At 62.4% G+C, this 13,781-nt stretch carries 16 protein-coding genes and 1 tRNA gene; 8 read left to right on the forward strand and 9 right to left on the reverse strand.

Annotation, left to right across the window (positions count from 1 at the left end; genetic code table 11):
• Window positions 1–21 precede the first annotated feature (21 nt).
• Window positions 22–588 (reverse strand): tetratricopeptide repeat protein, encoded by a 567-nt coding sequence (locus tag RA20_RS13220; protein WP_039129436.1) that lies wholly within the window; start codon window positions 586–588, stop codon window positions 22–24.
• 101 nt (window positions 589–689) lie between these two features.
• On the opposite strand from RA20_RS13220, the gene RA20_RS13225 reads away from it, so the two are divergent.
• The 4 genes from RA20_RS13225 (at window position 690) to RA20_RS13240 (ending at window position 4,395) form a co-directional block, all read left to right on the forward strand.
• The gene (locus RA20_RS13225; protein ID WP_039129439.1) at window positions 690–980 is read left to right on the forward strand and encodes an SCP2 sterol-binding domain-containing protein; all 291 of its coding nucleotides are present in this window, start codon (window positions 690–692) and stop codon (window positions 978–980) included.
• Window positions 980–1,942 carry an alpha/beta hydrolase gene (locus RA20_RS13230; protein ID WP_039129442.1) on the forward strand — a complete coding sequence of 321 codons (963 nt, stop codon included), beginning with the start codon at window positions 980–982 and terminating at the stop codon, window positions 1,940–1,942. Before RA20_RS13225 ends, RA20_RS13230 begins: the two co-directional genes overlap by 1 nt.
• 159 nt (window positions 1,943–2,101) lie before the next feature.
• The gene (locus tag RA20_RS13235) at window positions 2,102–3,922 is read left to right on the forward strand and encodes a M3 family oligoendopeptidase (RefSeq protein ID WP_039129445.1); all 1,821 of its coding nucleotides are present in this window, start codon (window positions 2,102–2,104) and stop codon (window positions 3,920–3,922) included.
• Window positions 3,922–4,395 carry a GNAT family N-acetyltransferase gene (locus tag RA20_RS13240; RefSeq protein WP_039129448.1) on the forward strand — a complete coding sequence of 158 codons (474 nt, stop codon included), beginning with the start codon at window positions 3,922–3,924 and terminating at the stop codon, window positions 4,393–4,395. The genes RA20_RS13235 and RA20_RS13240 overlap by 1 nt, the downstream gene beginning before the upstream one ends.
• 49 nt (window positions 4,396–4,444) lie before the next feature.
• On the opposite strand, the gene RA20_RS13245 is transcribed toward RA20_RS13240, so the two are convergent.
• The 4 genes from RA20_RS13245 to RA20_RS13260 all read right to left on the reverse strand — a co-directional run bounded on the left by RA20_RS13245 (window position 4,445) and on the right by RA20_RS13260 (window position 8,640).
• On the reverse strand, window positions 4,445–5,566 hold the full coding sequence (locus tag RA20_RS13245) for a serine/threonine protein kinase (protein WP_039129450.1): 1,122 nt from the start codon (window positions 5,564–5,566) through the stop codon (window positions 4,445–4,447).
• 194 nt (window positions 5,567–5,760) lie between these two features.
• On the reverse strand, window positions 5,761–6,030 hold the full coding sequence (locus RA20_RS13250) for a DksA/TraR family C4-type zinc finger protein (RefSeq protein WP_039129453.1): 270 nt from the start codon (window positions 6,028–6,030) through the stop codon (window positions 5,761–5,763).
• A gap of 527 nt (window positions 6,031–6,557) precedes the next feature.
• Window positions 6,558–7,454, reverse strand: coding sequence for an RNA polymerase sigma factor RpoH (gene rpoH, locus RA20_RS13255; protein WP_039129455.1), 897 nt, complete (start codon window positions 7,452–7,454; stop codon window positions 6,558–6,560).
• 160 nt (window positions 7,455–7,614) lie between these two features.
• Window positions 7,615–8,640, reverse strand: coding sequence for an RluA family pseudouridine synthase (locus RA20_RS13260; protein ID WP_039129457.1), 1,026 nt, complete (start codon window positions 8,638–8,640; stop codon window positions 7,615–7,617).
• Here RA20_RS13260 and RA20_RS13265 point away from each other — a divergent pair.
• Complete coding sequence (locus RA20_RS13265; RefSeq protein ID WP_039129460.1) at window positions 8,639–8,947, forward strand: DUF6476 family protein; 309 nt, start codon at window positions 8,639–8,641, stop codon at window positions 8,945–8,947. The genes RA20_RS13260 and RA20_RS13265 overlap by 2 nt on opposite strands.
• 6 nt (window positions 8,948–8,953) lie before the next feature.
• Here RA20_RS13265 and RA20_RS26160 read toward each other — a convergent pair whose 3' ends face one another.
• On the reverse strand, window positions 8,954–9,328 hold the full coding sequence (locus RA20_RS26160) for a hypothetical protein (RefSeq protein ID WP_241482254.1): 375 nt from the start codon (window positions 9,326–9,328) through the stop codon (window positions 8,954–8,956).
• A 365-nt stretch (window positions 9,329–9,693) separates the two neighbouring features.
• On the opposite strand from RA20_RS26160, the gene RA20_RS13275 reads away from it, so the two are divergent.
• Window positions 9,694–10,053, forward strand: coding sequence for a hypothetical protein (locus RA20_RS13275; RefSeq protein WP_039129466.1), 360 nt, complete (start codon window positions 9,694–9,696; stop codon window positions 10,051–10,053).
• Between the two features lie 167 nt (window positions 10,054–10,220).
• Here RA20_RS13275 and RA20_RS13280 read toward each other — a convergent pair.
• Window positions 10,221–10,297 (reverse strand) — tRNA-His (locus tag RA20_RS13280).
• A 186-nt stretch (window positions 10,298–10,483) separates the two neighbouring features.
• Complete coding sequence (locus RA20_RS13285; protein ID WP_039129469.1) at window positions 10,484–10,981, reverse strand: GNAT family N-acetyltransferase; 498 nt, start codon at window positions 10,979–10,981, stop codon at window positions 10,484–10,486.
• Window positions 10,982–11,070: 89 nt separating this feature from the next.
• Here RA20_RS13285 and RA20_RS13290 point away from each other — a divergent pair, with 89 nt between their 5' ends.
• A complete protein-coding gene (locus RA20_RS13290) occupies window positions 11,071–11,256 on the forward strand; it encodes a DUF6324 family protein (protein WP_039129471.1) in 186 nt (61 codons plus the stop codon).
• Window positions 11,257–11,381: 125 nt separating this feature from the next.
• Window positions 11,382–12,812 (forward strand): hypothetical protein, encoded by a 1,431-nt coding sequence (locus RA20_RS13295; protein ID WP_039129473.1) that lies wholly within the window; start codon window positions 11,382–11,384, stop codon window positions 12,810–12,812.
• 111 nt (window positions 12,813–12,923) lie between these two features.
• Here the strand turns inward: RA20_RS13295 and RA20_RS13300 are convergent, their stop codons facing one another.
• Window positions 12,924–13,397, reverse strand: a complete 474-nt coding sequence (locus RA20_RS13300; RefSeq protein ID WP_039129476.1) for an MmcB family DNA repair protein — start codon at window positions 13,395–13,397, stop codon at window positions 12,924–12,926.
• Between the last annotated feature and the right edge of the window lie 384 nt (window positions 13,398–13,781).

The raw sequence follows: 13,781 nt of genomic DNA on the forward strand, positions 1-13,781 counted from the left end.
CCGCCCCCGCCCCGGTGGGGCTTACAGTTCCTTGCCCTCAGCCAAGGGCTTCAATCGTTCGAGGGCGCTGCTTACTTCCTCGTGGTTCGGATGTATAGCCTTGGCACGCTGGTAGGCCAGGTAGGCCCGTTCAGGGTTCCGGAAATGCTCCCACAGCACGCCCAGCGCATAGATGGCGTTGTAGTCATTGGGGTTCAAGGCCAAGGAACGTTCCAGGTCGGCAACGGAGGGGCCGTAGAGCCCCATTGCGAAATAGGTGCGCGCGCGCTCATACCAGCCGCGGGCAAAATCCGGCGCGTGATCGGTCAGCGCGGTCAGATGCTCCGCTGCAGCCTGCAAATCGCCGCGCTCCATCGCATCTGTGCCGCGCCGGAGCAGCAGATCCATCGACGGCGAGCCGCTCTTGGCCCACAGCGCCTGCAGCTCGCGGTCAATCGACGCAGCCTCGGCAGGTTCCGACAAAGCCAGATCCTGCAACAGGGTTTCAGCAGACAAAACTTGCGCAAAAACCTGCCCAGGCAGGGAAAACATGACTGTGGCCGCCGTTGCCGCCACGATAGCTTTGAGCTTTGGGTGATTTGCCATCATGATGCCCCCAGTGTAATCCCGCGCGCTGCTTTTTCCAGTATTGGCTGCAGATATTTCACAGCTTTGTGCTATAAGCGCGCAAAACCGATTGAGGACCTGATATGAGCGATATTCTGGCACAGGCGGCTGAGGCACTGGGCGCAAAACTGGAGGCAGGCGCGTTCGACGCCTCTGCGAAGTTCGAGATCGAGGGGCTGGGTGCCATTGTGCTCGACTCCGACGGTGTGCGGGTCAGCGATGAAGAGGCGGATGTGACGCTGAAAGCAGACGCTGACACCTTCCAGTCGATCCTTGAAGGCGATCTGAACCCGACGTCTGCCTTCATGTCCGGCAAGCTGTCGGTGGATGGCGACATGGGCACCGCGATGAAACTCGCGTCGGTCCTGGCCTGATGGACGGCGCCCCGATGGACCCTCAGCCTGCGCCGCTGTTTGCGGACATTGCGCAAGGCCCGGCCGGCGGGGCGGCCCATTGGGTGCAGACATCAGACGGCCTGCGCATCCGCGCGGGCCACTGGCGCCCCGAAGGGGAGGCCAAGGGCACGGTCCTGCTGTTTCCCGGACGGACTGAATACATTGAGAAATACGGGCCTGCAGCAGGTGAATTCGCCTCCCGGGGCTTTGCCACCCTCACCGTCGACTGGCGCGGCCAGGGACTGGCCGACCGGATGCTGGAGGAGCGCCGGCTGGGCCACGTCGGGGAGTTCACCGATTTCCAGAAAGACGTTGAGGCGCTCATCCGGCTGGCAGAACAGCTTGAACTGCCCAGGCCGTGGTTCCTGACCGGCCACTCCATGGGCGGAGCCATTGGCTTGCGGGCAGCGATGCAAGGGCTGGACGTCAAGGCCTGCTGCTTTACCGGCCCGATGTGGGGCATTCAGATCCCCGCCCTGCTGCGCCCCTTCGCAAGCTTCCTGGGCAGCATCGCACCTTATCTGCGGCTTGACGAAATGCTGCTGCCGACCACGGCGCTGGAGCAGTATGTGCAGATCACCCCGTTTGAGGGCAACACGCTGACCACGGATGCGGAGATGTACATGATGATGCATGCCCAGCTCGCGGCACAGCCCGATCTGGCGCTCGGCGGCCCCACCATCCAATGGCTGCGCGTCAGCCTGCAGGAATGCGCCTGGCTGGCAGAACAGCCTTCACCTGCCCTGCCCTGCATCACCTTCCTTGGCTCGGATGAGCAGATCGTCAACTCTGATGCCATCCGCGAGCGCATGAACCGGTGGCCGGGCGGCGAGCTGGACGTGGTCAAAGGCGGCCAGCATGAAGTGATGATGGAGACGCCTGAAATCCGCGCCCATGTGTTCTCCCGCATGTGCAGCCTGTTTGAGCAGCACAGCGGCTAAGCCCCGTTGCCGCCGCCCGGCACGGCGAATTTACCTGCCCCTTACCCGCTTTGCATTAAACTCCCGCTGATCTTCGGATGATCCGCTCCCGGCTGCTTGTGATCCCGCAAGGCGCCGCTTAGATGTTGGGTCAAAGCATTTCTCATGACAGGAGCCCCCATGTTCCAGCTTCCCTTCCCCGTCCGCGATGCAAACGCCTCTGCCGGTTCCGATGGCCTTGGCAATCTGCCGGAATGGGACCTCAGCGATCTCTACGCGTCTGAGGACGCCCCCGAACTGGCCCGCGATCTGGACTGGCTGGAACAGGAATGCGCCGCCTTTGCCGCCGACTATGAGGGCAAGCTGTCGGATCTGGATGCGGACGGCCTGCTGAATTGCGTTCAGCGCAACGAGAAGATCAATAACATCGCCGGCCGGGTAATGTCTTTTGCCGGCCTGCGGTATTACCAGCTGACCACGGACTCAGACCGCGCAGCCTTCCTGTCCAACTGCCAGGAGAAGGTCACCATCGCCACCACCCCGCTGGTGTTCTTCACGCTGGAACTGAACCGGATCGAAGATGACGCCATGCAGGCGCATCTGGCCGCCAATGCGGAACTTGCCCGCTATGACAGCGTGTTCCGCCGCATCCGCGCGATGAAGCCCTATCAGCTGTCGGACGAATTGGAGAAGTTCATGCACGACCTTGGCATCGTCGGCGACGCCTGGGAGAAGCTGTTTGACGAGACCATCGCCGGCCTGACCTTCACCGTGCACGGCGAAGAGCTGAATATCGAAGGCACCCTGAACCTGCTGACCGAGCAGGACCGCAGCAAACGCGAGGCAGCCGCGCGCGAGCTGGCGCGTGTCTTTGCCGAGAACATCAAGACCTTTGCCCGCGTCCACAACACGCAAGCCAAGGAAAAGGAAATCATCGACCGCTGGCGCGGCATGCCCAGCGCCCAGACCGGCCGCCACCTGTCCAACGATGTGGAGCCCGAGGTGGTCGAGGCGCTGCGCGAAGCCGTGGTGGCCGCCTACCCCAAGCTCTCGCACCGCTATTACGAGCTGAAGCGCAAATGGCTGGGGCTGGATGTGATGCAGGTCTGGGACCGCAACGCGCCGCTGCCGCTGGAAGACACCTCGGTGGTCAGCTGGGCAGACGCCGAAAAGACGGTGATGGACGCCTATAACGCCTTTGATCCGCGCATGGGCGAAATCGCCGCACCGTTCTTCTCCGACGGCTGGATCGACGCAGGCGTGAAGCCCGGCAAGGCGCCGGGCGCCTTTGCCCATCCGACCGTCACCAATGTGCATCCCTATGTGATGCTCAACTACCTGGGCAAACCGCGCGACGTGATGACCCTCGCGCACGAGCTGGGCCATGGCGTGCATCAGGTGCTGGCGGCAGAACAGGGCGAGATGCTCTCCTCCACCCCGCTGACCCTTGCGGAAACCGCCTCCGTGTTTGGCGAAATGCTGACCTTCCGCAAGATGCTCGACAAGGCTGAAACCAAGGAGCAGCGCAAGGTGCTCTTGGCCGGCAAGGTCGAGGACATGATCAACACGGTGGTGCGCCAGATCGCTTTCTACGACTTCGAATGCAAACTGCACGCCGCCCGCTCCGAGGGCGAGCTGACCCCGGATGACATCAACGCCATCTGGATGTCGGTGCAGGCCGAGTCTCTGGGCGAAGCCTTCGAGTACATGGAAGGCTACGAGACCTTCTGGGCCTATATCCCCCACTTCGTGCATTCGCCCTTCTACGTCTACGCCTATGCCTTCGGCGACGGTCTCGTGAACGCGCTCTACTCGGTTTATGCCGAAGGCGGCGAGGGCTTCGAGGACAAGTATTTCGAGATGCTCAAGGCAGGCGGCTCCAAACACCACAAGGAACTGCTGGCGCCCTTCGGCCTCGATGCCTCGGACCCCAAATTCTGGGACAAGGGCCTTTCGATGATCTCCGGCTTCATTGACGAACTGGAAGCGATGGAGGACTGATGCCTCTCTCCCTGCGCCCGGTTTCCCGTGATGAATTCGATCTGGTTGCCGGCGTCGAGGTGGAGCCGGATCAGGTCCGCTTTTCCGGTACCGTGGCGCAGGCTTTTGAAGACAATGAGGACGGCGTGGACTTTCACGCCATCCTTGCCAGCGGCGAGGTCATCGGTTTTTTCAAGATCGACCGGAAGTACCATGAAAGCTACGGCTTTGCCCGGGCAACCGAACTGGGCCTGCGCGCCTTCATGATCGACCGTAATCAGCAAGGCAAAGGCTTTGCCACAGCAGCTGTAGCCGCTCTGGGTTCCTATCTTCGGGACCAGTATCCGGATCGTGACGCTGTGGTGCTGACAGTCAATTTTCAAAACCCCGCCGCGATCCGGTGCTATTTGAAAGGCGGATTTGACGACAGCGGCGATATTCATCCGCACGGCATAGCCGGTCCGCAGCATATTCTGCGTATGGACTTGGGTTAGCAGCCCGCAGCAAAGCTGCAGGCCGCCAGTTTTCCGGGAGGCCCCGGGCTTACTGCTTCGGGAAGTAGTCCTCGCACTCCCCGTCACGGTAAACGTCCGCGGTGCAGCAGTGCAGGCCGCCGCCAAAGGCATAGGCGTCGCGCAGCTCGACCTCGACCACCTCCATGCCCAGCTTGTCCATCTGTTCGGCCTGATAGACCTCGGACTTCTCGACGCAGACGGTTTTCGGATCCAGCACCAAGACGTTCATGCTGAGCCAGGTGGAGGAATAGCACAGCGGCGGCGGGGTGTTGTGGGCGGGCTGCGCCGCGTCGACGATTTCCCAGCCGTTTTTGTTGAACATGTCGCGCTGCTCATCCGGCAGGCGGCGCTGCGGGTTGTTCAGGATCAGGCCCGGACGCAATGGGGTAAAGGTCGCGTCGATGTGGATCGGGTACGGGTCGCCCGGGAAGTTCACCGTGTGCACCCGGTGATCCGGGAAGTGGCGGCGCAGCCACTCGATGCCTTTGAGGTTGGTGGTGAAGCCGTGCTGAACCACCAGATCCTTGCCGAAGCGCAGCACATCGGCGGCGTCAAACAGCGGCTCTTCCTCGGTGGTGACAAAGAACTTCTCGGCCGCCCACTCAAGCCGCTTGGCGACGCCGATTTTGTCGCTGAGGTAATCCGGGTGGTAATCCGCGTCCGTGAGGCGTGGCTTGGGCGCCGCCTCGTGGCGGAAGTTCGGATCCTCTTCCCAATACTGCTTCAGCAGCGGCCGGTAGTTCAGGTATTCGAACCAGCGGCAGCGGTAGGACATGGTGGCTTCCAGCATCTCATGGCCGACGGTCAGCAGCACATCGCGCGGCGGCATACAGCCGAACTGGCTGTCAGTGTGGAAGTCCGGGGTGGTCACCGGCTGCGAATGATCGATGGAGACCGGGCGGTCAACGCGGATGCCGCGGGTGCGCAGCTGGCTGGCAAAATTGTCCAAGAGCTCATTGGCGCGATCAATGGTTTCCTGCGGGCGGCGCCCCCACTGGCCGCGCATGTCGCTGTCTTCCGGCACCTTGGCATCCAGCGCGGGCTCTTCCGGCGGGATGTGGCAATCATCGGCGCGGCCCACGATCACATGGCGCAGCGTATCCCATTCATTCCAGCTTTTGACTTCGGTTTTTTCAGGCGACCAGGCCATGGATGCCTCCTTTGTCCGGGGAGACAAGGCGGGGCCTTCAATCTCCCGATTGAAAGTCCCGGCGTACAGGAGCGTGGGTGAAGGGCGAGAGCAAACCGCTCTCCGGCGACGCCATCGCCTGTGAGCCCGTTCGCGATATATCACCGGCACAGGGCGCGGGGAAGATGTTTCAGAGGTGCAGGCTTCGCCGGCCGTTATTTCAGCTGACTGTCCTTGGAACCGCGCCGGTTGATGCCGCCCCGCATCTGCTGTGCGCCGTCACGCTCCTGCTGGCAGTCGATGCAGAGCTTGACACCGGGCAGAGCTGTACGGCGCTTTTCTGGAATTGGCTCTTCGCATTCGGCGCAATGGGTGAGGCTTTCGCCCACCGGGCGCTTCTGCGCCTTCATCCGCGCCAGCTCATCATTGATCGACGCTTCGATCTGCTCATTCACTGCGCCGTCCTGCGCCCAGCCGCCTGCCATGGCTCCTCCTCCTATGCCAGAGAGATGAGTTTAAGCGCAGGGACGCGCCCTGGCCAGCCCGGCGCCCCGGCAATTTCCGAGTAAATCTATCAACTATTTGATTTTATTGCATTTTCCATTGACCGAGGCCGGCAGCTCGCATAAACAGAATACAGAAATTGCAAGCAAGCCAGAATCACCAGGCCGCAAGCAGCCAGCGCTCCAGCCATCCTTCGGGACAGCCAGACAGCAAGCTCCGCCAGCAACCAGAGTGATTTCAGCCAGCCGCGCTAAGTGACCGTGCCAGCATTTCTGCCAGCTACCTATCCAGCCGCGAACCCAGCTTTTTGCCAGGCCCCGGGCCAGACAGGTTCACAGCCAGCATCCGCCAGCCTTTCAGGTCAGCAAATCTGACCCATTTGTTTCGCGCGCGAAACAAATGGTCTGAGCCAGTGCCGTAAAGCCAGCATCACTGCCTGCCCGGCAGGCTTCGCGCATAAAAAAGGCGGTGCAATGCACCGCCTTTGCTCTGTCTGATTGCGCGGGGATCAAGCGCCGGACAGCATGCCTTTTTCCATCGCCAGTTCGCGCATCTTCTTCTGCAGCTTTTCAAACGCGCGCACCTCAATCTGGCGGATTCGCTCGCGGCTGACGTTGTATTGCGTACTCAGTTCCTCAAGCGTCACCGCCTGGTCCATCAGACGGCGCTGGGTCAGAATGTCCTTCTCGCGGTCGTTCAGCACATCCAGCGCGGCGGTCAGCAGCTCACGGCGGGCCTCCAGTTCGTCCCGGGCCTCGTAATCGCCGGCCTGGTCGGCATCTTCATCCTCCAGCCAGTCCTGCCACTGCATGGTGCCTTCGCCCTCAGAGCCGACCGTGGCGTTCAGCGAGGCATCGCCGCCGGACATGCGGCGGTTCATCGAAATCACCTCGTCTTCGGTCACACCAAGGTCAGTTGCGATCCGCTTGACGTTCTCGGGGCGCAGGTCGCCCTCTTCCAGCGCGCCGATACGGGCTTTTGCCTTGCGCAGGTTGAAGAACAGCTTCTTCTGCGCCGAGGTGGTGCCCAGTTTCACCAGCGACCAGGACCGCAGGATGTACTCCTGGATCGAGGCGCGGATCCACCACATGGCATAGGTCGCCAGACGGAAGCCTTTTTCGGGATCAAAGCGTTTCACCGCCTGCATCAGGCCGACATTGGCCTCGGAGATCACTTCGGCCTGCGGCAAGCCATAGCCGCGGTAGCCCATGGCGATCTTGGCCGCGAGCCGCAGATGGGAGGTCACCATCTTATGCGCGGACTGTGCGTCCTGCTCCTCGACCCAGCGCTTGGCCAGCATGTATTCTTCTTCCGGCTCCAGCAGCGGAAACTTGCGGATTTCCTGGAGATACCGGTTCAGGCCGCCTTCGGGCGTCGGTGCAGGCAGGTTTGCGTAATTCGCCATTTAAAGTGTCCCTCCCAAATGTATAAGGACTTAACATCAGCGCATATGGGTTAGCGCTAAATCCTTTTCAAGGACCGCTTAAGGAATTCTTCTATGTTAGACCGGCGCGGCTCGTCTGTGAATTGCATCACAAGACAGAACACGCTTATTTGCTGGTAATTTACTGGCGCAAGACAACCAGCAGATCCGCCATATCCTGAGGCAGCGGCGCCTCAAACCGCAGGCTTTCTCCAGTGATCGGATGCTCAAACCCCAGCACCGCCGCGTGCAGCGCCTGGCGCGGGAAATCGCGCACCGCGGCCTGCGCCGCCTCATTCAGCGCCTTGGCGGGCAGCTTGCGGCGGCCGCCGTAGGTGGGGTCGCCCACCAGCCCGTGGCCCGCGTGGGCCATATGCACACGGATCTGGTGGGTGCGGCCGGTCTCGAGCCAGCATTCGATCAGTGCCGCACAGGCCGGGCTGCCAAAGCCCTCGCAGATGCGGGCGCGGGTCACCGCGTGGCGGCCGCCCTGGAACAGCACCGCCTGCTTCTGCCGGTCGGTTTTGTGCCGCGCCAGCTGAGTGGTGAGTTTCAGAATATTGCCAGGCTCGAAGCTGGCCCCCTTCACCCCGCGCAGACGCGGATCGTTGCCATCCGGCACACCGTAGCAGATGGCCTGATAGTAGCGTTCAACCGTGTGCTTCTCGAACTGCGACGCCAGCCCCTGGTGGGCAGCGTCGGATTTCGCGGCCACCAGCAAACCGCTGGTCTCCTTGTCGATGCGGTGCACGATGCCGGGGCGTTTGACCCCGCCCACGCCTGACAGATTGCCGCCGAAATGATGCAGCAGAGCATTCACCAGCGTCCCCGAGGGCGACCCCGGCGCCGGATGCACAACCATGCCGGCAGGCTTGTTGATGACAATCAGGTCATCATCCTCAAAAACGATCTCCAGCGGAATGTCCTCGGGCCCAATGTGGCTGTCTTCGGCTTCCTCAACCTCAATCGCAATCTGTGCGCCCTCTTCAACCCTGGCCTTGGCATCCTGCACCACAGCGCCATCAACCGTCAGCGCACCTTCCTCGATCAGCCGGGCAAGGCGGGTACGCGACAGCGACGCCTCCTCTGGCACATCGCGCGAAACCGCTTTATCAAGCCGCTTAGGCGGGTTTTCCGCGATGACAAACTCAATCCGGCGGCTGCCCATGACTGATCCTTCCGAGACCGAAATCCAACAGGAACCGCCGCAGATCCGGTTTCTGCGGCGGCTGGTGACCACGCTGACCGTGGTGATGATTGGCGGGCTTGTAGTGATTATCTCGCTGCTTGTCATCCGCCTGCAAGCGGCTGATGCCCCCCTGCCCGCGGAAATCACCCTGCCTGCAGGGGTGGCCGCTGAAGCGGTCACGCTGGGCAGCGACTGGATTGCCGTGGTCAGCCAGGACAACCGCATCCTGATTTTCGACCGCGAGAGCGGGGAACTGCGCCAGGAAATTCAGATCAAACCGCAGTAAGGCTGCTCAGGACCTGAGCAGCACTTTGTTGGAATCAATCGCTTCAGCGATCTGAGCGTATTGCTCCTGGCGCTCCTGCGCCGCTTGGGCGCTGCGCAACAGGATCGTAGCGGCTTCCTGCAGAATGAGAACAGCCTCGCGGTTCACCTCGGCCTGGGCAGCAGCGCTGACGGGAGTGAGCGGCCTGCTGGTGCGCTCGGCCGGATTGGTTGAACTGGACACGGTGACCCGGCTGCGCCCCGGATCCCGGTTTTGGCGGGCCAGCCGTTTCAGCCGGTCAGAGGTATCCTGCAGCACCCCCCGCACTTCGTCATAGTCGGTGCCGCGAGGGATATCCGCGGCCGCAGTCTCCAGCCGTTCGGAGAGGCAATCCACTTGCAAAGCCGAATCACCTGTGGCGCGGCAAAAGGCTTTGGCCGCCGTCAGAGAACCCAGAATTTCCGTAAGGAAGGCTGCCGAACCGAATTCTCCGGCCGGAACCACAACTGTATAAATGATAGCGCCCGGCCCCTGAGCCAAGGCCGGCGTTGCGGCCAGCCCCAGGCAAGAAACCCCTGCAGTCAAACACTTGATGGCTGTATTGAACATTTCAGTACCCCTCAAAAAAGACCGGACTGCCTTGCGGACAGCCGCTCAGTGCCTGAGCGGCATCCCGCGGAACGGCGCTTTTTGCGGTATCGCCGTATTGCCCGATGCCCGGACGTTAACTAACCTGAACCTGTTCCAAAGCATAAGGTTGTTTATCCATGTATACCAGTATCTTGCAGAGAGCATGCCTGATTATTCCGCTCTCCCTCGCCGGCCAGGCGGCCTTTGGCCAGGCATCGGACCCTGCGCTTGATGAAGCCCAGCGCAGACTGGCTTGCGGCGCAGGCACACCAGTTTCCGCCAGTTACCTGCCGGACGGCTCCCTGCAAGTCACCTGCCAGGCGCCTGGCGCGGAAGCGCTGAGCCAGGTTACCGGGCAAAGCCTGCCGGCAACCGGGCTGTCGGCCGGCGCCGTAGCTGGTGTCGCTGCCGGGGCTCTGTTCCTGGTAGTGGTCGCCGATGACGACAGCGGCGCAGGAACCACCACCACAACAACAACCACTGGCGCATCGGACTGAGCCGGAGCCGCTTGCACTTCTGGCCTGCACAAGAAGCAGCTGCCTGACAAAGCAAGCGGCGGCCCATGCCAGGCGTCCGCCCAGGCCTGAACGCGCAATCCGCTGCGGCAACAATCTGCATGCGGCGGCGATAACGGCTGTGTTTTCGGAATTCCAAGCGGGGGAGATGGTACCGCCTCCCCGGCTTGAACGGGGGACCTCTGGATCCACAATCCAGCGCTCTAACCAACTGAGCTAAGGCGGCACTGAGGGGGCATTTATAGCACGTCCCGAGGGCACGCAAGAGGTTTTTTTACGTTTCCATCACAGAATTCCGCGGCACCGCTTCTTCCCGTGCAAGCCCTAGGCCCGGGCTCCGGCATAACGTCAGAAGTTATCCACAAGCACTTGCAAACAAACTCAAATTCCCAACACCCCCCACAACGGGCTGCTAGATCTCCGCAGCCTGAAATGTCAGCTGCCACGTCTGCTCAACCAAGTCCTGGCCATAGCTGTGCACCGGCCGGCTTCCGCTCAGCTTCCACCCGAACGCCTGGTAGAGCGCGCAGGCCGTGCGGTGGCTTTCATGGGTCTTCAGCATCATCCCGCGATAGCCTGCTGCACGGGCGAAATCCATGCATTCGCGCAAGAGCCGTTTGCCCAGCCCCTTGCCCCGCGCCTTGGGGGTCAGCAGAAACAGCCGAAGCTGCGCGGTTTCCTCATCCTTCTTCATGCAGAACACAGTGCCCAGCCTCTCACCGCCGCTTTCCGCCATCCAGCCATGCTCGCAGGCCGGATCGTGGCTGGCGCAGAAACTGTGAAGGATATCCGCAACCAGCGGTCCGAAGCTCTCATCAAACCCCGCTTCACGTGCATAAAGATCCTGGTGGCGTGCCACCAGCCAGTGCAGGTCACTCGGGGCGAATCGGCGCAGGGTCACATTTGTCATGGGATCAGTGTAACGCAAACCCGGCTTGCCTTTCAGCCTGCGGCGGGCTAGCACCGGCTGCAATCCGCTGACCGGCTAGGGAGTGCAAAATGGGTATCAACACCGAACGCGATGTCGAGGCAAACCTGCAAATCGGCCCGACCGATCAGGGCATGGTGCGGATCTTCATCGAAGCCGGCGGCACCGAGATCCCGATGGACTTCGATCCGGAAGAAGCAGAAGAGATCGCAGACGAGATCCGTGCCGCAGCCCAGGCTGCGCGCAGCGTCAAATAATCCCGCTTCTCTGAAAATGCGCCGCCTTGTTTAGGCGAATTTTCGAAACTGCGATTTTAACTATTATATCTATCTAAAGCCCCTGGGCTCACCCTTGTGCTCGACCAGTTTGTGGAGTGAGTGACATGGTGAGCCCGATCGGCAATACAGCAACCCCCTTCTTCTTTTCGGCGCAGCTGAGCGCCGTGACCAGCGGCGCCAGCGCCACGCTGGATGGGATCAACCCGGCCTTGGGGCTTTCCGCGGATGACCTGCAGAAAGAGGCCGATGCCATGCATGGCGGCCACGGCCGCCGGGGCCGTGAGGGCCTGCCGCCTGCAGCGCACGGCTGGGACAAGCCGCAAGTTCAAAAGGCGGTGGTCAAGCTGGGCGGTGCTCCGGCGGAACCGGCACCGGATCCTGTCGCTGCCGAACCTGAGCCGGCCTCCGGAGGCATGACGCTGGCCGAGCAGGCAGCTGCCCTGGCAGAGGGCAGCTTGCAGCCCGCCCCTGCGCCTTCAGCTGAGGTTACCGAGGCCAGTGCTGCCAGCCTCGAAGCCTCCTATCACGAGAAACGCATTTACGAGATGTCCAAGGCGCTCACAGCGCTGGCCTCGCTGCCCTGGCCGCAGGACTCGGTTGCGCTGATCCTGATCACCGGCTTGCCTGGCGGGGCTGCAGAGGCGGAACCGCAGGCGGCGCCGGCCGTGCCATCGGATCTGTCCGGCGATGACACCGTGGAATTGCGCGCCGATACGATCCAAAGGATTGCAACCGGGGACGGCGCTGATGCACTGGCCCTGGAAGGGCGTATCGTGCGCGGCATCCATACCGACCGCGATACAGCCCGCCCTGTCGAGCGGGGCAGCGCTGAAGGTGGGCGGCGGCAGCGCCCTGAGCACTATGCCAATGCGGACTCGCTCTCGATCCGTGCCCGCCATGCCCGCAATATCAGCACCGGCGGCGGTGACGATGCGATTGCCATTCAGGCGGGCACTCTGCGCGGGCTGCGGGCTGGTGACGGCAATGACAGCATTGCGGTCGCTGCAACCCTGGTGTCGCGCATTAAGGGCGGCGCAGGCGACGACAGGATCTCGGTCGCCGCACAGCGTGCCTTGCGCGGACCGCACGAGGCCGGGGCCGCGGCATTTGATCCGAACGCCTCTGCCGCAGCGAAAATGCGCCAAGCCCTGAGCGGCTACGCCCAGGTGGATGGCGGCGCAGGCAATGACCTGATCGAACTGCAGATTGGCGAAACCCTGGCCGCGCGCGGCGGCACCGGAGATGACCGTTTCAAGCTGAGCGGCGGCACCGTAGCGCTTCAATACGCCCATGGCGACGGCAACGATACGGTGGAGCTGGCCAGCGGCGCCAGCGCGGTTGTGCAGCTGCGGGAAATGGGCGCCAGCGCTTACACCGCGACACGCGACGGTGACATCCTGACGCTGCAGTTTGATACCGGAGGCAGCATCACCTTCACAAACGTCGCGCAGGGCGGTGCCATCGGCGTGGCCACAGACCCCGGCGCCCCCATTGCCCTGCTGCATCAGCCGCCGGCGCTGAACGCTACCGCCTGACCTTTCCGCCACACGCAGCGCACCGCAGGTGCGCTGCCAGGCCCAAGGCTGCCAAGGGGCTCCGGCGCAGCCGGGGCACCTGCAGGCGCGGGAGCCTTCCCCTGCCCGGTGTCAGGCCTCTGCCGTATCGCCGCCCAGCAATTGCCCATCCCTACCCGGGCGCGGATCGCGCAAGACCTGCAGGCGGCGGGCGGCATCCATCGCAAACTTCTGCGTCAGCTTCTTGCGCCGCGCCGGAGCCAGCTTGTCCTCCGGTGCCATGCGGATGATCTCGGCATCATAGGGATCGGCAATGATCAGCCCGGTGCCATCGGGCAGCAGCTCGGCTGGAAACTCCATATCCACCGCCCAGAAATAACGGTCGCACCATTCCAGGTACCCCTCCCACTTGCGGTCGGATTGAAAATCGGCACGGCTGGACTTGCATTCGATCACCCAGAGCTCGCCCTTGGGGCCCAGCGCCATCACATCCACCCGCAGGCCGCGCGCTGGCACAAATTCCTCCAAAGGCGCATACCCGAGACTACGCAGGTAGCGCGACACTCCGCGGGCGAGTTTCTGTCCGGGCTGCAAGTCTTCCATCATATCCCGAATGTGAACAATTAGAGAACAAATTGCAATGCCGCCGATTTAACCGGAATTGACGCGACACGGCCGCACGCCCCTTGTCATGAGGCCGCGGGCAGCTTACTTACGCCCTTGGCGGGTTCTGCCCTTCTCGTGACAGGCAGCATTCCGGTGGCCTTAAGCAATTCCGAGGGAGCTGGCTCTGTCCGGATCCTGGTCCGTTTACCTGGCGCCCACCTGTACATACAGGTCCTCGGGAATCAAAGCCGCACGGTTGACTGGTGGTCCCGCCGCTTTTCTCCCCTCTCCGCAAAGAAAAACCGCGCCTTCCGGGTGGAACGCGCGGCGGAATGTTCAGCGTTTCAAAGGCTCAGCGGCGGCGCAGCTGGCGCTGCTGCCGGG

Origin of the sequence: Leisingera sp. ANG-Vp (genome assembly GCF_000813725.1) — a bacterium.
In the GTDB taxonomy this organism is placed as follows: domain Bacteria; phylum Pseudomonadota; class Alphaproteobacteria; order Rhodobacterales; family Rhodobacteraceae; genus Leisingera.

Excerpts from the sequence above, each read along its gene's own strand:
- RA20_RS13265 (WP_039129460.1), top strand. The coding sequence starts at position 8,639 with ATGACTGATCCTTCCGAGACCGAAATCCAACAGGAACCGCCGCAGATC.
- RA20_RS13290 (WP_039129471.1), top strand. The coding sequence starts at position 11,071 with ATGGGTATCAACACCGAACGCGATGTCGAGGCAAACCTGCAAATCGGC.
- rpoH (WP_039129455.1), bottom strand. The coding sequence starts at position 7,454 with ATGGCGAATTACGCAAACCTGCCTGCACCGACGCCCGAAGGCGGCCTG.
- RA20_RS13235 (WP_039129445.1), top strand. The coding sequence starts at position 2,102 with ATGTTCCAGCTTCCCTTCCCCGTCCGCGATGCAAACGCCTCTGCCGGT.
- RA20_RS13300 (WP_039129476.1), bottom strand. The coding sequence starts at position 13,397 with ATGATGGAAGACTTGCAGCCCGGACAGAAACTCGCCCGCGGAGTGTCG.
- RA20_RS13250 (WP_039129453.1), bottom strand. The coding sequence starts at position 6,030 with ATGGCAGGCGGCTGGGCGCAGGACGGCGCAGTGAATGAGCAGATCGAA.
- RA20_RS13295 (WP_039129473.1), top strand. The coding sequence starts at position 11,382 with ATGGTGAGCCCGATCGGCAATACAGCAACCCCCTTCTTCTTTTCGGCG.
- RA20_RS13240 (WP_039129448.1), top strand. The coding sequence starts at position 3,922 with ATGCCTCTCTCCCTGCGCCCGGTTTCCCGTGATGAATTCGATCTGGTT.
- RA20_RS13245 (WP_039129450.1), bottom strand. The coding sequence starts at position 5,566 with ATGGCCTGGTCGCCTGAAAAAACCGAAGTCAAAAGCTGGAATGAATGG.
- RA20_RS13230 (WP_039129442.1), top strand. The coding sequence starts at position 980 with ATGGACGGCGCCCCGATGGACCCTCAGCCTGCGCCGCTGTTTGCGGAC.
- RA20_RS13285 (WP_039129469.1), bottom strand. The coding sequence starts at position 10,981 with ATGACAAATGTGACCCTGCGCCGATTCGCCCCGAGTGACCTGCACTGG.
- RA20_RS13220 (WP_039129436.1), bottom strand. The coding sequence starts at position 588 with ATGATGGCAAATCACCCAAAGCTCAAAGCTATCGTGGCGGCAACGGCG.
- RA20_RS13275 (WP_039129466.1), top strand. The coding sequence starts at position 9,694 with ATGTATACCAGTATCTTGCAGAGAGCATGCCTGATTATTCCGCTCTCC.
- RA20_RS13260 (WP_039129457.1), bottom strand. The coding sequence starts at position 8,640 with ATGGGCAGCCGCCGGATTGAGTTTGTCATCGCGGAAAACCCGCCTAAG.
- RA20_RS13225 (WP_039129439.1), top strand. The coding sequence starts at position 690 with ATGAGCGATATTCTGGCACAGGCGGCTGAGGCACTGGGCGCAAAACTG.